The 16,731-nt window shown below is 66.5% G+C and carries 13 protein-coding genes and 1 riboswitch; of the genes, 6 read left to right on the forward strand and 7 right to left on the reverse strand.

Annotation, left to right across the window (positions count from 1 at the left end):
• Nucleotides 1-125: 125 nt before the first annotated feature.
• The 3 genes from K7W03_RS23230 to K7W03_RS23240 form a co-directional block, all read right to left on the reverse strand.
• The gene (locus tag K7W03_RS23230) at nt 126-485 is read right to left on the reverse strand and encodes a glycine zipper 2TM domain-containing protein (protein ID WP_222887443.1); all 360 of its coding nucleotides are present in this window, start codon (nt 483-485) and stop codon (nt 126-128) included.
• 101 nt (nt 486-586) lie between these two features.
• The gene (locus K7W03_RS23235) at nt 587-1,603 is read right to left on the reverse strand and encodes a LacI family DNA-binding transcriptional regulator (protein WP_222887444.1); all 1,017 of its coding nucleotides are present in this window, start codon (nt 1,601-1,603) and stop codon (nt 587-589) included.
• Nucleotides 1,600-2,838 carry an MFS transporter gene (locus K7W03_RS23240; RefSeq protein WP_222887445.1) on the reverse strand — a complete coding sequence of 413 codons (1,239 nt, stop codon included), beginning with the start codon at nt 2,836-2,838 and terminating at the stop codon, nt 1,600-1,602. Before K7W03_RS23240 ends, K7W03_RS23235 begins: the two co-directional genes overlap by 4 nt.
• A 160-nt stretch (nt 2,839-2,998) precedes the next feature.
• Here K7W03_RS23240 and K7W03_RS23245 point away from each other — a divergent pair, with 160 nt between their 5' ends.
• The 5 genes from K7W03_RS23245 (at nt 2,999) to K7W03_RS23265 (ending at nt 12,181) form a co-directional block, all read left to right on the forward strand.
• Nucleotides 2,999-5,443, forward strand: a complete 2,445-nt coding sequence (locus K7W03_RS23245) for a TonB-dependent receptor (protein ID WP_222887446.1) — start codon at nt 2,999-3,001, stop codon at nt 5,441-5,443.
• A 23-nt stretch (nt 5,444-5,466) separates the two neighbouring features.
• Nucleotides 5,467-7,020 carry a tryptophan halogenase family protein gene (locus tag K7W03_RS23250; protein WP_222887447.1) on the forward strand — a complete coding sequence of 518 codons (1,554 nt, stop codon included), beginning with the start codon at nt 5,467-5,469 and terminating at the stop codon, nt 7,018-7,020.
• Entirely contained in the window at nt 7,020-9,287 is a 2,268-nt protein-coding gene (locus tag K7W03_RS23255; protein ID WP_222887448.1) for a beta-glucosidase family protein, read from the forward strand. The genes K7W03_RS23250 and K7W03_RS23255 overlap by 1 nt, the downstream gene beginning before the upstream one ends.
• 120 nt (nt 9,288-9,407) lie before the next feature.
• Entirely contained in the window at nt 9,408-11,879 is a 2,472-nt protein-coding gene (locus tag K7W03_RS23260; protein WP_226870440.1) for a glycoside hydrolase family 3 N-terminal domain-containing protein, read from the forward strand.
• 104 nt (nt 11,880-11,983) lie between these two features.
• A complete protein-coding gene (locus K7W03_RS23265; RefSeq protein ID WP_025551047.1) occupies nt 11,984-12,181 on the forward strand; it encodes a hypothetical protein in 198 nt (65 codons plus the stop codon).
• A 240-nt stretch (nt 12,182-12,421) separates the two neighbouring features.
• Here the strand turns inward: K7W03_RS23265 and K7W03_RS23270 are convergent, their stop codons facing one another.
• Together K7W03_RS23270 and K7W03_RS23275 are read right to left on the reverse strand one after the other, a co-directional pair.
• Nucleotides 12,422-12,649 carry a hypothetical protein gene (locus tag K7W03_RS23270; protein ID WP_222887449.1) on the reverse strand — a complete coding sequence of 76 codons (228 nt, stop codon included), beginning with the start codon at nt 12,647-12,649 and terminating at the stop codon, nt 12,422-12,424.
• Nucleotides 12,639-12,842 (reverse strand): hypothetical protein, encoded by a 204-nt coding sequence (locus tag K7W03_RS23275; RefSeq protein ID WP_222887450.1) that lies wholly within the window; start codon nt 12,840-12,842, stop codon nt 12,639-12,641. Before K7W03_RS23275 ends, K7W03_RS23270 begins: the two co-directional genes overlap by 11 nt.
• 204 nt (nt 12,843-13,046) lie before the next feature.
• Between K7W03_RS23275 and K7W03_RS23280 the strand changes: the two genes are divergently transcribed.
• On the forward strand, nt 13,047-13,700 hold the full coding sequence (locus K7W03_RS23280; protein ID WP_082166007.1) for an RBBP9/YdeN family alpha/beta hydrolase: 654 nt from the start codon (nt 13,047-13,049) through the stop codon (nt 13,698-13,700).
• A gap of 180 nt (nt 13,701-13,880) precedes the next feature.
• Here K7W03_RS23280 and K7W03_RS23285 read toward each other — a convergent pair whose 3' ends face one another.
• Both K7W03_RS23285 and K7W03_RS23290 read right to left on the reverse strand, forming a co-directional pair.
• Nucleotides 13,881-15,866 (reverse strand): TonB-dependent receptor, encoded by a 1,986-nt coding sequence (locus K7W03_RS23285; RefSeq protein ID WP_222887451.1) that lies wholly within the window; start codon nt 15,864-15,866, stop codon nt 13,881-13,883.
• Between the two features lie 176 nt (nt 15,867-16,042).
• Nucleotides 16,043-16,288, reverse strand: a riboswitch (cobalamin riboswitch).
• A gap of 26 nt (nt 16,289-16,314) precedes the next feature.
• The coding region (locus K7W03_RS23290; protein ID WP_222887452.1) for a hypothetical protein at nt 16,315-16,731 on the reverse strand (417 nt) is incomplete at its 5' end.

Genomic DNA, 16,731 nt, shown 5'->3' on the forward strand with positions numbered 1-16,731 from the left:
TCCATGACCCTTGCTCCTTTCGCAAACGGCCTGCTGCCGTAAGGCAACAACGCTCAGTTAAGGGGCGAGCCATCCATAAAGGGGGCGGCAGCGCCATGGCGCTGCCGCCCCTTCTGCGATCCGGCTTAGCAGCTGGAGTTGCGATCGATGGCGCGGCCCGCAAGTGCGCCGGCGCCCGCGCCGATGATCGTGCCGGGAGCCCGGTCGCCGCGGGTGTCGACCGCGCGGCCCAGCAGCGCGCCGGCGACGCCGCCCAGCAGCAGGCCGGTCGTGCCGCCCGACTTGCGGCAGCGATAGCCGCGGTCGTCGCGATAGGAACGGTAGTCGCGATAGTCGCGGCGGTCGGAATAGCGAACCCGCTCATGGCGGTCATGGCGGTCATGGCGGTGCCAGCCGCCGTCGCGGGCGAAGGAAGTGGCCGGAACCGCCGCGGAAAGGGTCGCGGCAGCGGCAGCGATGGCGAGCATGGTCTTGCGAATGGTCATGACTGGTCTCCTCTTACCTCGTCGTTGACCGCCTTATTCCATGCCGCACATGCGCCAATCCTGAACCGGCTTGTTATCAATGGTTAAGCTGGGGGCCGGCGCTATGCGGCCCCGGTGCTGCCGCGCACGACAAGGGCGTGGGGCAACATCAGGCGGGATTGCGGCCCGGCGCTTTTCTTTCGGAAGGATGGGTCGACCAATATGTCGACGGCGGCGGCCGCCATTTCCGCCTTGGGCTGGCGGATGGTCGTGATCTGCGGCCAGGCCGCGCGCGAGGAGGCCGAATCGTCGAAGCCCGCGACGGACAGCGATTGGGGCACGGCTATGCCGAGTTTCATCGCGGTGATGAGGACGCCGAGCGCCATGTCGTCATTGCAGGCGAAGACGGCGCTTGGCCGGTCCGTCCGGTCCAGCAGCGCTTCCCCCCGTTCCAGGCCGGAGCGAAAACTGAAGTCGCCGCGCAGCACCGCATCTTCATCGACCGCAATGCCGGCCTCCGCCATGGCCGCGCGGAAACCTTCCTCCCGCCGGGCGGACGCGCTGTGGCTGAGCGGCCCCTGGACCAGGCCGATATGGCGATGGCCAAGGCCGATCAGATAGGCGGTCATCTCCCGCGCCGCGCCGCGATCGTCCATGCGCACCGCGCCAGAATCGGGCGATTCGCCGGATGGGGCGATCAGCACATGGGGCACGCCGGATTCGCGGAACAGGTCGATCAGCTCAGCCGCATCGCAAATGGGCGGGGCGATGATCGCGCCATCCAACCGGAGGCTCGCTATGCTGGCGCGGACATGATCCTTCCAGTCCGGCCGGTTCAGCTCGACCGGCTCCACCACCAGATGATAGCTGCGTTCCCGGCATCGCAGCAGCGCCCCATGCTGCACATCTGCGGCATAGCCCGAAACGGGATCGTCGATGAACAGGCCAAGCAGATAGGAGCGGGAACTGGACAGGCTGCGGGCAAAGGCGTTGGGCCGGTAATTGAGTTCCGCCACTACGCGCTGCACCGCTTCCCTGATCTCGGGTCGGACATGGTCCTCCCCATTGATGACGCGCGAGACGGTCTTGGGGGAAACGCCGGCGCGGGCCGCGACGTCCTTGATCGTGACGGTACTCATGGGCGGGTCTCCTGCGGCCGCGCGCACAGGGCCGCGAACCGGACGATGAAGGCATAGCAGGCGGCGGGTAGGATCAGCGCGGGCAGCAATGCCGTCGCATCCGCCAGCGCGCCGGTCAGCAGTGGAACGATGGCCCCGCCGACCACCGCCATGCACAGCCACATGGATGCGACCGGCGCCTGCCGTTCGTCTTCGGGCAGGGCGAGCGCGTAGATCGTCGGGTACATGATGGCGTTGCACAGGCCGACGGCCAGCAGGGCGCAGGCGCCGGTGACGCCCGGCAGGACGATGGCGGCGGTCGTCAGGACGGCCGCCCCGAAGGACACGGCCATCAGCAGCCGCGCCTCCGCGATCCGCTGCATCGCCCATGCGCCCAGGAAACGCCCCACCATCGCGCCGCCCCAGTAGAGGCTGACCAGTTGACCGGCGAGAACAGGCGCCGCGTCCAGCCGGTCCGGCCGCATCAGGACGGTGGGCAGCAACGCGCCTATCGCCACCTCCGCGCCGACATAGACGAAGATCGACGCCGCGCCCCAGCGCAACCGGCGGGAGCGCATTACCCGGAACATCTGCCCGATGGAGGCGAATCGGCGCGATTCATCCTGCTCCAGCAAGGCGCGATTGCGGAAATAGGCGAAGGCCAGCAGTCCCGTGACCAGCGCCGTCCCCGTAAAGGGCAGGGCCGCGCCGACATGCCGCGCCGCCTGTGGGTCCAGCTCGCCAAGCAGCAGCGGCGCGCTGAGCAGCGGACCCAGGACGGTGCCGAACGAATTGAAGCCCTGAAGCAGCGTCAGCCGGCGCGCCGCGCCCCGCGAAGGTCCGATCACGGCCACGACGGTGTTGGACGCGATCTGAAGGAAGGTCTGCCCCGCCGAAACGAGCAGCAGCGCCCCCAGCACCATGGCGAAGGACAGGGCGTTCTGGGCCAGGGTCAGGGCCAGGCATCCCGCCGTGATCACCGCCAGGCCGGCGACGATGGCCCGCATGTAGCCGGCGCGCACGATCGACCAGGTGATCGGCAGCGCGAAGAGCATGTAGCTGGAATGAAAGGCAAGCTGGACCAGCAGCGCGCCCTTGTAGTCCAGATCCAGCATCAGCTTGAGCTGCGGCACCAGCAGGCTGACGGACGATGTCAGGAAGCCCCCGGTGAAGAACACGCCGATGGACAGCCGGAAAAGCCGGCTGGCCACCTGCTCATGATCGGAAAGGGGCGGGGATGACGTGACGGCCACCATGGAAAGAGGCTTTGGCTGAACCTTGGAGAATATAGTGAAACCGCAAAGCCGTTCCGGCGCAATATGGCAATATATGACAACGATGTCAAAAATCATGTTGACATCGTTGTCAGGCTTGGGTCAATAGGCGCCCACAGACCATGTGGGTCCAGGGAGAGAGATGATGAAAAGCTTTGCGCTGGCCGCGAGCACCGCGCTTGCATCCGCAACCTTGTGGATGACCCCCGCCTTCGCACAGGATGCAGCGCCCCAGACGGCGCAGCCCGATTATGGCAGCGACATCATCGTGACGGCCACCCGTCGCGAAACCACGCTGCAATCCACCCCCATCGCCGTATCCGCCTTCGGCCAGGCGCAGCTCGACCGGCAGCAGGTGAAGGACGTCACCGACCTCGCCCGCTTCGTCCCGTCGCTCCAATTCAACCAGCAGGGCGACCAGTCGGCGGTGCTGCTGACGCTGCGCGGCATCGGCAACGACAGCGCCTATACCGAAGTGGCCGACCCCGAAGTCGCCATCTATGTCGACGGCATCTACTCGCCGCGCGCGCAGGGGGCGTCGGTGCTGATGTACGACATGGAGCGCGTCGAGGTGCTGCGCGGTCCGCAGGGCACCCTGTTCGGCCGCAACGCGACGGTCGGTGCATTGAGCCTCATCTCCGCCAAGCCGAAGCTGGGCGAGTTCGGCGGCAATGTGGAGGTCGTCGCGGGCAATTACGACCGTCTGGGCGTGCGCGGCGCGATCAACATCCCGGTCACCGACACGCTGGCCTTCCGCGTCGCCTTCGTCACCGACCGGCATGACGGCTATGCCGATTTCCAGCCCGCGCCGGACGTGCCCGGCATCAACCGCTCGGCCTTCATCACCACCGGCAAGAAATATTATGCCGCCGACCAGCAGTCGGGCCGCGTCTCCATGCTCTGGCAGCCGAGCGAACGCTTTAGCTGGAACCTGTCGGCGGAAGGTTTCCTCGACAATGGCGCGCCGGTCATCGGCCTGCTCCAGACGCCGCGCCCCGGTACGAAGCGCTGGTCGACGCTCAGCGACACCGCGCCCGACACCGATCGCTATTCCGTCGCGGTGCGCAGCACCATGAACTACGACGTCACCGACGGCATCCAATTGAGCTATATCGCGGGCTGGTCGCGCATCGGCGGCTCGACGCAGACCGACGCGGACGCAGGCGCTCTGCCGCCGACGGGGCAGGTCGACGCGGACGGCAACGACCTGCCGCTCGGCGCCTTCGGGGAGAACCGGACGCTTTCCTCGCGCTACGATTTCCAGAGCCATGAGGTCCAGCTCAAGTCGACCGGCGAACAGGCGATCGACTGGATTTTGGGCGCCTATTACAGCCATGAGAAGAACCGCATCCGCTTCGACATCGACCAGCGGAACGGCTATCGCGACGGCACCTTCAGCTGGGCGGGCAGCTTCATCCAGGCGAATCGCCAGATCGACAGCCGCGCCGTCTTCGGCCAGGCGGTCTGGCATGTCAGCGACGCGCTGCGCGTCACGGGCGGCCTGCGCTACACCTCCGACAAGAAGGAGGATATCGGCGGGCGCAACGTGACCTTCTCCGGCTGCCCCGCGACCCTGCCCGCCGACGCGTGCCAGGGCGGCATATTCGGCGCCTATCCGAACGCCACGGCGGATGAACTGGCCGCGCTGCTGCCCGGTTTCTCCATTTCCAGCAACGATGTGAAGGGCAAGTGGGACAAGCTCACCTATCTCGCCCGCGTCGACGCCGACCTGGCGGAGGATGTGCTGGGCTATGCCAGCATCAGCACCGGCTTCAAGTCGGGCAATATCCAGGACAATGCCGGCCTGACCGATCCGGAAACGCTCACCAACTATGAAGTCGGCCTGAAGTCGCGCTTCCTCGACCGGCGCGTCACGCTGAACCTCGCGGCCTATTATAGCGACTTCAAGGGCTATCAGGTGAACCAGGCCGTCACCTTCCGCGACGATGCGGGCAATGTCGTGCGCAGCCAGATGATCACCCAGAATGCGAAGGGCGCCAAGGCCTATGGTCTGGAGGCCGAAATGGTGGCGAACCTGACCGACAGCGACCGGCTGCAATTCTCCGGCACGCTCCAGAAGACCAAGCTGGAGGAACTGGAGAGCGTCGACGGGCGCCTCTACGATGGCGGCAAGCTGTCCTCCATCGCGCAGCTCAAGGGCAATGAACTGGCGCATGCGCCGCGCTTCTCCGCCACGCTCAGCTATGAGCATGATTTCGAACTGGCGAGCGGCGCGAAGATCACGCCCCGTTTCACCACCCATTATGAGACCAAGAGCTGGCTGAGCTACTTCAACGGCGACGCCAATCCCTTCGTCAATCCCAACGATCCGGTCGACAATATGCCGAACCGCGGCACCAACGGCACCGATTGGGACCGTCAGAAGGCCTATTTCCGTTCCGACGCGTCGATCCGCTTCGTGTCGCCGGACCAGAAATATTCGGTCGAAGCCTTCGTCCAGAATATCGAGAATGGGAAGATCCGCACGGGCGCCGGTTCCTTCGGCGCGCCACGCTACGACCCGATATTCCTGTCCAACCTCCAGCCGCCGCGGACCTGGGGCGTGCGCGCCCGGGCGAACTTCTGACCGGCTGACGAGGAGAAGTTGAGATGACGGCCGACATTCCCTCCCCCGGTCGGATCGTCATCGTCGGCGGCGGAACGGCCGGATGGCTGTCCGCCGCCACCTTCTCCCGCACGCTGGGGATGCGCGACGTGACGCTGGTGGAATCCAGCGAGATCGGCATCATCGGCGTGGGGGAAGGGACCTTTCCCACCATCCGCTCGACCCTGGCGGGACTGGGCGTTGGGGAGGGGGAATTCCTCCGCTCCGCCGACGCGACCTTCAAGCAGGGCGTGCTGTTCGACGGCTGGGCCACGGGCGCGGACAGCTATTTCCACCCGTTCAACATGCCCATCGGCGGCGAGGATGAAGCGCTGCTGCCCCATTGGCTGGCGATGGAGGGACAGCGCGCTTCCTGGGCCGACAGCGTCACCGTGCAGGAACGGGTGATCCGCGCCGGGCGAGCGCCCAAGCGGGTGCAGGACCCGGATTTTTCCGGTCCGATGAACTATGCCTATCATTTCGACGCGGCGCGTTTCGCGGACTATCTGCGGACGATCTCGCTCGCCGCCGGTGTCCGGCGGATCGAGGGCATGGTGGCGCATGTCGAACAGCGGGAGGATGGCGACATCGCCGCCCTGACCCTCAGCGACGGGCGGCGGGTCGAGGGGGACATCTTCATCGACTGTTCCGGTTTCCGCGCCCTGCTGATCGGGCAAACGCTGGGCAGCGGCTTCGTCGGCTGCGGCGACACGCTGTTCAACGACCGCGCGCTGGCGATGCAGGTGCCCCATGACCGCCCGGACGCGCCGATCCGTCCCTATACGCTGGCGACCGCGCATGAGGCGGGCTGGACCTGGGACATCGGCCTCCCCGAACGGCGGGGCATCGGCTATGTCTATTCCAGCCGCCATTGCTCCGACGATGAGGCGGAAGCCGTGCTGCGCCGCTATGTCGGGCCGGGCGGCGAGGCGCTGACCCCGCGCCAGCTTCGCTTCGCGACCGGTTATCGCGAGCGGCAATGGATCGGCAACTGCATCGCCATCGGCCTGTCGGCGGGTTTTTTCGAGCCGCTGGAAGCGACCGGCATCATGCTGATCGAGGCGGCGCTGCGCATGGCGGGGGATTTCCTCCTGCCTGCCGGAAGCGCCAGCGACACCGCCGCCCGCAATGCCGCGGCGCGCCGCTTCAACAGGCTGATGACGGCGCGGTTCGAACGGATCGTCCGCTTTCTGAAGCTGCATTATTGCATTACCCGCCGCACCGACACGGCCTATTGGCGCGACAATGCCGATCCGGCCTCCATCCCGGCGGATCTGCTGGACCTGCTCGCCCAATGGCGGCACCGCCCGCCCTCGCGCTTCGATTTCACGGTCGATCTCGAAACCTTCCTGCCGCCCAGCTATCATTATATCCTCTACGGCATGGGTTTCGAAACCCGGCTGGCGGGCGGCATCGGCCGCTATCCCGGCGGGCAGGAGGCGCGGGCCGCCTTCGCCAGGGTGGCCGGGGCCTCCGGCGCCGCCGTCTCCCATCTTCCCGACCATCGTGCGCTGCTCGACCATCTGCGTGGGCGGCAACCCTCTGCAAGAGTATCCTGATGACGCGCAAACCGCTGATCGCTTCCCTGCTTCTTGGCGTCGCCGGCCTGGCCCATGCGCAGCCTTCCCCGCCGGTCCCCGCCGCCAGTGCCGGCAGCAACCGCGCCCTGTCGCCGGAAGCACGCGCCAGGGCGCTGGTCGCCGCCATGACCATCGAGGAGAAGCTGGCGATCATCCACGGCTATTTCCCGCCGCTCGCCCGGCCTTCCCAACCGATCGCCATGATCCCGTCCGCAGGGCACATCCCGGGCATCCCGCGCCTCGGCATCCCGACCCTGCGGGAGAGCGACGCGAGTCTGGGCGTCGCCAACCAGATCGAGCAGCGCAAGGGCGATACGGCGACGGCCCTGCCGGCCAGCCTCGCCACGGCGGCCACCTTCAACCCGGCGCTTGCCTATGCGGGCGGCGCGATGATCGGCGCGGAGGCGCGGGCCAAGACATTCAACATCCTGCTCGCGGGCGGCGTCAACCTGACCCGCGATCCCTGGAACGGGCGGAATTTCGAATATCTTGGCGAAGATCCGCTGCTGGCCGGGGTGATGGCGGGCGAGCATATCAGGGGCGTGCAGAGTGCCCATATCGTCTCAACCATCAAGCATTTCGCGTTGAATTCGCAGGAAACCGGCCGCACCGTGCTGGACGCCCGGATCGACAGGGCGGCGCTGCGCGAAAGCGACCTGCTGGCCTTCCAGATCGCGACGGAGATCGGCGATCCCGCCTCCGTCATGTGCGCCTATAACAAGGTGAATGGCGATTATGCCTGCGAAAATGACTGGCTGCTCAACCAGGTCCTGAAGAAGGACTGGGGTTATAGGGGCTGGGTCATGTCCGACTGGGGCGCGGTCCATTCCACCGGGAAGGCGGCGCTGGGCGGGCTCGATCAGGAATCGGGGCAGGAACTGGACGATGCGATCCATTTCGGCAAGCCGTTCGAGGAGGCTGTGAAGGCCGGCCGGATTCCCGCGGCGCGGCTGGACGATATGGTGGAGCGCATCCTCCATGGCGTGATCGCCAGCGGCCTGATGGACGATCCTGTCCCGGAAAGCCCGCGCCAGATCGACTATGCCGCCCATGCCGACATCGCCCAACGCGCGGCGGAGGAGGGCATCGTCCTGCTGAAGAATGAGGGCGATCTGCTGCCGCTGGCGAAAAGCGCGCGGCGGATCGTCCTGATCGGCGGCCATGCCGATGTCGGGGTGCTGTCGGGCGGCGGATCGTCGCAGGTCCGCTCCGTCGGCGGGGCTCCGGTCGAAATTCCGCTGACAAAGGGGGCCGCCGCCTCCTTCGCGCGGATGACCTGGCATGCTTCCTCGCCGCTGAAGGCGATCCGCGCACTCGTGCCGCAGGCGGAGGTCAGCTATGTCGACGGCGGCGACCCAAGGGCGGCGGCCGAAGCGGCGCGTCGGGCGGACCTCGCCATCGTCTTCGGCTGGCAATGGCAGACGGAGGCGCAGGACCCTGACAATATGCGCCTGCCGGACAATCAGGATGCGCTGATCGACGCGGTCGCCACTGCCAACCGGAAGACCATCGTCGTGCTGGAGACGGGCGGCCCTGTGGAAATGCCCTGGATCGCGAAGGTGCCGGCGCTGGTGCAGGCCTGGTATCCCGGCCAGCGCGGCGGCGAAGCCATGGCCAATATCCTCTTCGGGGACGTCGCGCCTTCGGGCCGCCTGCCCATCACCTTCCCGGTGCGCGCCGGTCAGGCGCCGCGTCCGGAACCGGCGGGCCTAGCCGAACTGCACGCGGCCGAGGCCCGCCGGGACGCCGGGGACAAGACCAATTACGGCATGACCGGCGGCGTGGCGCCCTTTGCGGTCGATTATCCCGAAGGTGCGGAGGTCGGCTATCGCTGGTATGCGATGAAGGGCGTGAAACCGCTTTTCCCCTTCGGCCATGGCCTGACCTATACCAGCTTCACCTATGCCAATCTGGCGGTGCAGGACGGCGCGGCGCTGACCGTCAGCTTCGACGTGACCAATGCGGGCAGCCGTGCGGGCGCGGACGTTCCGCAACTTTATGTGCAGGCGAAGGGGAGCGCAGGCATCGCCGCCTGGCGGCTTGCCGGCTTCGACAAGCTCAGCCTGTCGCCTGGCGAGACCCGGCGCGTCACTATGACCGTCGACCCACGCCTGATCGCGCGCTTCGAGGAAGGGAGGGGCTGGCGGCTCGACGGCGGCAACTATGCGCTGGCAGTGGGGCATCATGCGGGCGACGCCGCGCTGAAGGGCGTGGCGAGGCTCGATGCCAAGAGCCTGAAGCCCTGATGGGGGCGGTTGGCCCAAGTGCAGAATGTGCTCCTGCCTCCGCGGGAACGCATTGATGCCCGGACAGAAAAAATTCCGCTATTTCGCCAGCATGAAGGCGACCTTATTCCAGGAGACGACATGACCATCGGCCTTTCGCCCGTTTCCCTGACCGCCCTGACGGTCCTGCTCGCGGCATCCGCGGCGGCGCAGCAGCCCGCGGCCTCGGTTGCGCATCCCGAACTCTGGCCCAGGGTCGATGCCCAGCCCAAGCGCGACCCGGCCGTGGAAAGGCGCGTCGACGCATTGCTGAAGGCCATGTCGGTCGAGGACAAGGTCGGCCAGCTCATCCAGGTCGACATCGGCTCCATCACCCCCGCCGACGTGCGGACATACAAGGTCGGATCGGTCCTGAACGGCGGCAATAGCGGCCCTTATGGCGACGAATATGCTTCGCCCGCCAAATGGTTGAAACTGGCGGACGAATTCTATGAAGCCTCCATGTCCCGGAGCGACAGGGGCCCGAAAATCCCGATCATCTGGGGCACCGATTCCGTCCACGGCAACAACAACATCGTCGGCGCGACGCTCTTCCCGCACAATATCGGCCTGGGCGCGGCGCGCGACCGCGATCTCATCCGGGAGATCGGGCGCGTGACGGCGCTGGAGACGGCGGCGGCGGGACTCGACTGGACCTTCGCGCCGACGCTGGCGGTGGTGCAGGACGACCGCTGGGGCCGCACCTATGAAAGCTATTCGGAGGAACCGCAGATCGCCGCCGACTATGCCGGCGCGATGATCGAGGGCGTGCAGGGCAAGGCCGGCACCAGGGATTTCCTCGCGCCCGACCATCTGATCGCCACCACCAAGCATTTCCTGGGCGATGGCGGCACCGGCGGACGCGACCAGGGCGATACGCGCGTGTCGGAGGAGGTGCTGCGCGACGTGCATCTGGGCGGCTATCCCGCGGCGATCGAGGCGGGCACGCAATCGGTCATGGCGAGCTTCTCAAGCTGGAACGGCGCCAAGATGAGCGGCAACACGTCGCTGCTGACCGGCGTGCTGAAGGATCGCATGGGTTTCGACGGCTTCGTCGTGGGGGACTGGAACAGCCATGGGCAGGTGCCGGGCTGCTCCAATGAGGATTGCCCGCAGGCGATCAATGCCGGGCTCGACATGTTCATGTATTCGGGGCCGGGCTGGAAACAGCTTTACGACAACACGCTGCGGGAGGTGAGGGCGGGGACGATCCCGATGGCGCGGCTGGACGACGCCGTGCGGCGCATCCTGCGGGTGAAGATCCGCGCGGGGACGTTCGAGCGGGGGCGCCCCTCCACCCGCGCCTTTGCCGGCAAGTTCGACGCCATCGGCTCCGCCGCCCATCGCGCCGTCGCCCGGCGCGCCGTGCGGGAATCGCTGGTGCTGCTGAAGAATGAAGGCGTCCTGCCGCTCAAGGCCAATGCCGACATCCTCGTCGCGGGCGAGGCGGCCGACAGCATCAGCCAGCAGGCGGGCGGCTGGTCCATCACCTGGCAGGGGATCGACGTGCCCAATTCGGCCTTTCCCAACGCCCAGTCGGTCTGGAAGGGGATAGAAGAGACGGTGAAGGCCGGCGGCGGCACGGCGCGCTACGCCCCCGACGGCCGCTTCACGCAAAAGCCGGACGCCGCCATCGTCGTCTTCGGGGAAAAGCCCTATGCGGAGTTCAAGGGCGACGTTCCCAATCTGGAATACAGCCCCGGCGACAAGCGCGATCTGGAGATGCTGCGCCGCTTCAAGGCGGCGGGCGTGCCGGTGGTGGCGGTTTTCCTTTCCGGTCGGCCGCTTTGGGTGAATGCGGAACTCAACGCATCCGACGCCTTCGTCGCGGCCTTCCTGCCGGGGAGCGAGGGCGGCGGCGTGGCCGATATGCTGTTCGCCGGCGCGGACGGGAAGCCGCGCCATGATTTCCGCGGGAAGCTGAGCTTTTCCTGGCCGAAACGCCCCGACCAATATGTGCTGAACCGCCGCGATCCGGGCTACGATCCGCTTTTCCCCTTCGGCTATGGCCTGAGCTACGCCCGGCCCGGCAAAGTGGGGACGCTGGACGAGAGCCGCCCCGCCGGCATGGCGGCGGCGACGCCCGGCACCTTCTACGGACGCGGCCAGACGCCGCCCGGCTGGGCCATAGAGGCGGAGGGCGTCACCCAGAGCGGCGTCGACCGCCGCGCGCAGGAGGACAGCCGTCGCTTCGTCTGGAAGGGGGCAGGGCAGGTCGCCTTCGTCGCCCCCCGCGCCTTCGACCTCTCGCGCGAGAGCAACGGAGAGATCAGCCTGGTCGTCGAATATCGGGTGGACGCAAAGCCGGCGGGGAAGATGACCGTCGGCCTGCAAAGCGGGCAAAGCACGGTCGAACTGCCGATCGGCGGCGCATTGTCCTCCGCAAAGCCCGGGGAATGGTCTCGGCTCGTCGTTCCGCTGCAATGCTTCGCCAAGCGCGGCGCGGACATGCAGGCGGTCACAGCGCCGCTCGTGCTGCGATCCAGCGGCGCTGCCGACATCAGCATTTCGGACGTGAAGCTGGACTATGTCAGCGTGCCGATGGACGCCTGTGGCGACGCGGCCCCGCACTGAGGGGAAGGAGCGATAAAGCAGGTTAAGCCCTATTCGGTTGTCGCCCTGTGGTGAGGATACCGTCCGGACATGGCACGTTGAGACCCTCGAAGCAGGAGATCGACATGCAGAATGACGGACAGCGCGGCGAATCGACCCAGGACCCGGCGGAGGGCCGCAATGACGTGCCGCCGCCGGAAAAGGGCTCGCCCGGCGGCGATGCGGGCCAGGCCGACGATGAAGCGGCGGAGCGCGTGGAGAAAGCCGAGGACAGCGATCCCAATCCATTGGCGCCGCCCGTCAATACGGAAGCGGGAAGCTAGAGGATTTTCCAGGCAGATGGAGTCATCTGCTGGCTCGGAAAACGCGACAAAACAAAAACCTAGAGCAGTCGGGCCGATGCAATCGGATCGGAATCTGCTCTGGGCATGGTGCGGAACAGCCCGTGCTGAGCCTGTCGAAGGGCGGGGCCGATTTTCCGCCTGAAAGGATGCGATAACGGAAATTCGGATGCGCGTGCCCTGCCTCCGGCCTGACGCAGGGCGTTCCAGCCAAATGCTTCGTCAACCGGAGAGCAGCGGGTAACGCGTGCGCCAGTCGTCCAGTAGCGCCTCGATCGCGGCGATTTCCTGAAAGCTTCCGGTCGGCGCGGCGGCCCAGTTGCAATGCGGATGCGTCGCGCGGCTATAGAGCCGGATCGGCCCCACCAGCCTGCGCCAATGATGCTTGCTGCGTCCATGATCGCGCACCAGACGGGCGACGATCAGTTCCACGAGTTTGTCAGCCGTCATTCTCTTTTCCCTCGGCGCAAGGCCATTGTCCCGGCAGTTCCAGATAAGCCTCCAGCTCCCGCCAGTGCCGGTCCCATCCGGGTCCGCGCCGTTCTTCCGGCACATGGGTCTCCACCATGCGCCTGGCCCGCGCCACGACATTGCCGGCGGGTGCGCGCAAACGGTCGAGAATGTCCCTGATGCCGTCTGTCATGAAGATCGCCGCCGCATCCATCGCTGATAGGAGCAGGCGTGCCGGCTTTCAACTTTCCCGAACCGACTGGCCCGCCTGACCTCGATCAGGCAGAGGGAGCGCGCCTTTCGGTTCGTCGCGCAGCGGCAACAGCAGTCCGCAAAACATCCAGCCACTATTGTCAATCATAATGATAGAGAATATGTCATGGGCAGGAGGTTTCCCATGCGCCCATATGCCCCTGAACTGACCGCTTCCGCGACGATCCTGACCGTGCCTGGCCTGATGAACAGCGGGCCGGGGCATTGGCAGACGATCTGGGAAGCCGAACTGCCCAATTGCCACCGCGCCGAACTGGGCAGTTGGGACGCCCCGCAGCGCAATAGCTGGATCGGCAATCTCAACCATGCGATTGATCGTATCGATGGCCCGGTCATTCTGGCCGCCCATAGCCTGGGCTGCCACGCCGTGACCTGGTGGGCCGCGTTCGAATGCCGCGAATGGAGCGAAAAGATCGTCGGAGCCCTGCTGGTGGCGCCGCCTGAACTCGAATCGGGCGCCGTCGACCCCCGCCTGCGCGGCTTCGCGCCGACGCCCAAGGCGCTGCTGCCTTTCCCCTCGATCCTCGTAGCCAGCCGCAACGATCCCTATATCTCCTTCAGCCGGGCGAGGCTGCTCGCGCAATTCTGGGGCAGCCGTTTTGCCGACGCGGGAGAGGCGGGGCACATCAACGCCGATTCCGCGCTGGGCGATTGGACGTTCGGACGGTTCCTGCTGTCCCGGCTCGGTCAGCCTTTCGAAGATCAGGGAATGGATGGCCAGCGCATCGCCGGCGAGCGGGAACGCAGCGCGGAGGCGACGCTGCTTTACGGCGTCTGACCATCGCCTTCCTGTTGTTGAATGGCCGCTGGACGGAGGCGAAGCGGCGCGGTTGAGCCCTCCGCCGGCCTTCGCCTGTTCCTCCTCCCCACGCTTCGCGCGGGGAGGATGTCCGTTTGAAACGATGCGGCGACAGAAATTTGGAGCGCGCGACCAGCGTCCGCTTCAACGCGGCGCGCCCTAAAACTTGACCTTCATCCCCAGGCGCACGGTCCGGGGCTCCACGACCCGGCTCAACCGCCCTTCCTGCGGACCCGTCATGTCGAAAGCGGGAATATAGGACTCGTAAAAATAAGCGATGTCCTTGTCCCGGCTGTCGAAGATATTCAGCAGCTCCCCATAAAGTTCGATCCGCTTGCCCTTCCACGCGCCGCGGGCGTTCACCACCGTGCTCCCCTTGTCCCGCACGCTATTGTCCTCGATCAGCGGATAAGGCCCCAGATGCCGCACCCGCAGGCTTGTCTCCCAGCGCCCCAGCACGACAGCCACACCCCCGGAAGCGGCATTTTCGAAGGCATTGGGAATCCGGTCCCCATTGTCGTAGCGCGAATGGCTGGCGGTATAATTGCCGTCCAGCGCCAGCCAGGGCAGCGGCCGCCAGAAGGCGACGATCTCATAGCCATGCCGCTTGCTGGCGCCGGTCGGCTCGACCGCGTTGCTATCCCCGACGAAGCGCAATTCGCTGCCCACATTCAGCCACCAATAGGTCGCCGTCAGGCTGGCCGAACCGATCTGGACCCGCCCGCCCAGCTCCTTGCCGGTACCGCGCACCAGCACCGGGACAGCCGTGTCGACATTCACCGCCCCCCGCACATCGTTGCTGTGGAAGCCACGGCCCCAATTGGCGTAGAGTTCCAGCGCGGGCGCGACCCGATAGGCGAGCGACGCCTTGGGCGACAACAGGCTGTCCGACCCCTTGCCTTCGCCCAGAGCGGCGGCGGCGGCATCCCTTGCCCGCACCGCATAGCGATAATGATCGCCCCGCAGCCCGCCCGTCACGCGGAGGCCGGGCAGCGGCCGCCACGTCACGTCGCCGTAAAGCGCCAGCGACAGTTCCTCGACATGATAGCGGCCGAGCGAGGAGAGGAAGGCGCGGTCGGCGGTGCGCGACACGCCGACATTGCCGATATGGTCGTAGCGATCCTCCGTCCCGACGCCGAAGTCCAGCGTGGACCCCAGCGACCAGCGCTTCTCCGCCGTCGCGCCGATAATCCAGCGGCGGTCATATTGGCGGATCTGCGCGCTGCCGCCGTCCGGATCGGCATAGGTCGGGTTGGAATACATCGACCAGTCATAATATTGCGCATAGCCATTGGCGCGCCAATCCGCCTGCGTCACCGCGACATTGCCGACGAAGCGCGTCGTCGCCCCCCGCGCCGAGGGATCGGGTGAGCAGAACATATCCGCGCAGACCGGCGATCCGACGATCCGCTCCGGAATCTGCTCGGTCGGCCGCCATGTCGCGCGATAGGCATGCAGCGTGGCCTCCACCGCCCCCGCCCGATATTTGGCGAAACCGGCATAATGGCGCAGATGCTCCGGCTCCTCCCATGGCCCGTCATAGGCCTTGGCCTGCGCCACCAGCGTCAGTTCGCCCGGCCCGAAGCCCTTGATCGTGCCTCCCGCCGCGATCCGCCGCGAACCGTAGGAGCCGCCCTCCACCGACATCCACGGCCGGTCGAACCCGTCGATCGTCTTCATATAGGCCGCGCCCGCCAGCGCGAAGTCGCCGCCATCGGCGCGATAGGGGCCCTTCCGGAAATCCTCCCGCGCGATGATCTCCGGGATCAGGCCGTTCAGGTCCAGATAACCCTGCCCATGCCCGTGCGAGCGGAAATTCATCTGCACCCCGTCAATATAGGTGGTGAAGTCCGACCCATGATCCAGGTTGAAGCCGCGCAGGAAATATTGGTTCGCCTTGCCGCTCCCCGAATGTTGCGCCGCGACCATGCCCGGCACCGCCTCCAGCAGTTCCGCCACGCGCAGCAGCGGGCGGACCAGCAGGTCGGACCCGGCGACGCTCCCCTCGCTCGCCGCCTGGGCGACGCCGATCTTCGCCTCGCCCCGGCCGAAGACGATGATCTCCGCCTCCGGCGCCTCCGTCTCCGCCAGAGCGGGGACCGCATGGGCCGCGATCATGCCGGCGGCCATTATCTTCCATTGCATTCGCATTCCTTCCGGCGTCTCGCGACATCCGGTGGAGCCTGACCGCCAGGCGACGGCCGGCGCACAGGGACGGCCGGACGCCAAGGCGACCGTTCCCGCGAACCGATGCGGCCTCCACCGCTCGTTCGTCGCTCAGACGGAAAGACACCGTGCCGCGGCCATCCCCTGGGCCAGGGCAAGAGCGACCAGACGCCGGCAGGTCTCCTGGCTCGCGGGTCGTCGCATCGATGCAAGGCCTTCCCAGGCCTCGCAGGATTTAGCGTCCGGCCCAGTGGCTGGCGGCGGAAGCCTCGCTCCGCCGCGCATATGCATCGCGCTCACCGCTTACAGTTGCAGGGACAGCCGCGGCTTGGGGAGGTTGCCCTCCCGCACCGCATTCCCCTTTAAGCCCCGTTCGGGGCACCGGCGCGATCATTGCGTGAGACGATATGTCCCCCGCGCCTTCTCGTTACACGCGGTGACGCCCCGCTTGCAAGAGGCTCTTCGCACTCCAGCGAAGGGCGGAGACCAGCTTCGCCGTCGCCCGCATCCATCCGGCATCTACAAGCGACATTCGCATCTGCGGCATGATCAAATACAGCAAAATCAACAGGTTGGCCGTGACCATGCCACTTTTTTCCGGGAATTTCCAAAAACTGTCATTTTTGGGGTTGCCTGAATCTCCTGGCCCACCTAGATGCCCGTTCACCGGACGGGACGACGCCACTGAGGCGCTGAACTGGACGGTCGCCAACAGGTACGGACGCTGGTCTCCCGGAACGCAAGGAACGGGGTAGGATGGCTGTCCGGTATGGTTGTCGGCTCTTTGACATTGTTGATTGATGAAGGGACATGTGGGCGGCGGCTCCGGGTTCTTGCGGCTTCT

It is taken from the genome of Sphingobium sp. PNB, from assembly GCF_019873065.1.
Lineage (GTDB): Bacteria > Pseudomonadota > Alphaproteobacteria > Sphingomonadales > Sphingomonadaceae > Sphingobium > Sphingobium fuliginis.

Excerpts from the sequence above, each read along its gene's own strand:
- K7W03_RS23230 (WP_222887443.1), bottom strand. The coding sequence starts at position 485 with ATGACCATTCGCAAGACCATGCTCGCCATCGCTGCCGCTGCCGCGACC.
- K7W03_RS23235 (WP_222887444.1), bottom strand. The coding sequence starts at position 1,603 with ATGAGTACCGTCACGATCAAGGACGTCGCGGCCCGCGCCGGCGTTTCC.
- K7W03_RS23240 (WP_222887445.1), bottom strand. The coding sequence starts at position 2,838 with ATGGTGGCCGTCACGTCATCCCCGCCCCTTTCCGATCATGAGCAGGTG.
- K7W03_RS23245 (WP_222887446.1), top strand. The coding sequence starts at position 2,999 with ATGATGAAAAGCTTTGCGCTGGCCGCGAGCACCGCGCTTGCATCCGCA.
- K7W03_RS23250 (WP_222887447.1), top strand. The coding sequence starts at position 5,467 with ATGACGGCCGACATTCCCTCCCCCGGTCGGATCGTCATCGTCGGCGGC.
- K7W03_RS23255 (WP_222887448.1), top strand. The coding sequence starts at position 7,020 with ATGACGCGCAAACCGCTGATCGCTTCCCTGCTTCTTGGCGTCGCCGGC.
- K7W03_RS23260 (WP_226870440.1), top strand. The coding sequence starts at position 9,408 with ATGACCATCGGCCTTTCGCCCGTTTCCCTGACCGCCCTGACGGTCCTG.
- K7W03_RS23265 (WP_025551047.1), top strand. The coding sequence starts at position 11,984 with ATGCAGAATGACGGACAGCGCGGCGAATCGACCCAGGACCCGGCGGAG.
- K7W03_RS23270 (WP_222887449.1), bottom strand. The coding sequence starts at position 12,649 with ATGACGGCTGACAAACTCGTGGAACTGATCGTCGCCCGTCTGGTGCGC.
- K7W03_RS23275 (WP_222887450.1), bottom strand. The coding sequence starts at position 12,842 with ATGACAGACGGCATCAGGGACATTCTCGACCGTTTGCGCGCACCCGCC.
- K7W03_RS23280 (WP_082166007.1), top strand. The coding sequence starts at position 13,047 with ATGCGCCCATATGCCCCTGAACTGACCGCTTCCGCGACGATCCTGACC.
- K7W03_RS23285 (WP_222887451.1), bottom strand. The coding sequence starts at position 15,866 with ATGCAATGGAAGATAATGGCCGCCGGCATGATCGCGGCCCATGCGGTC.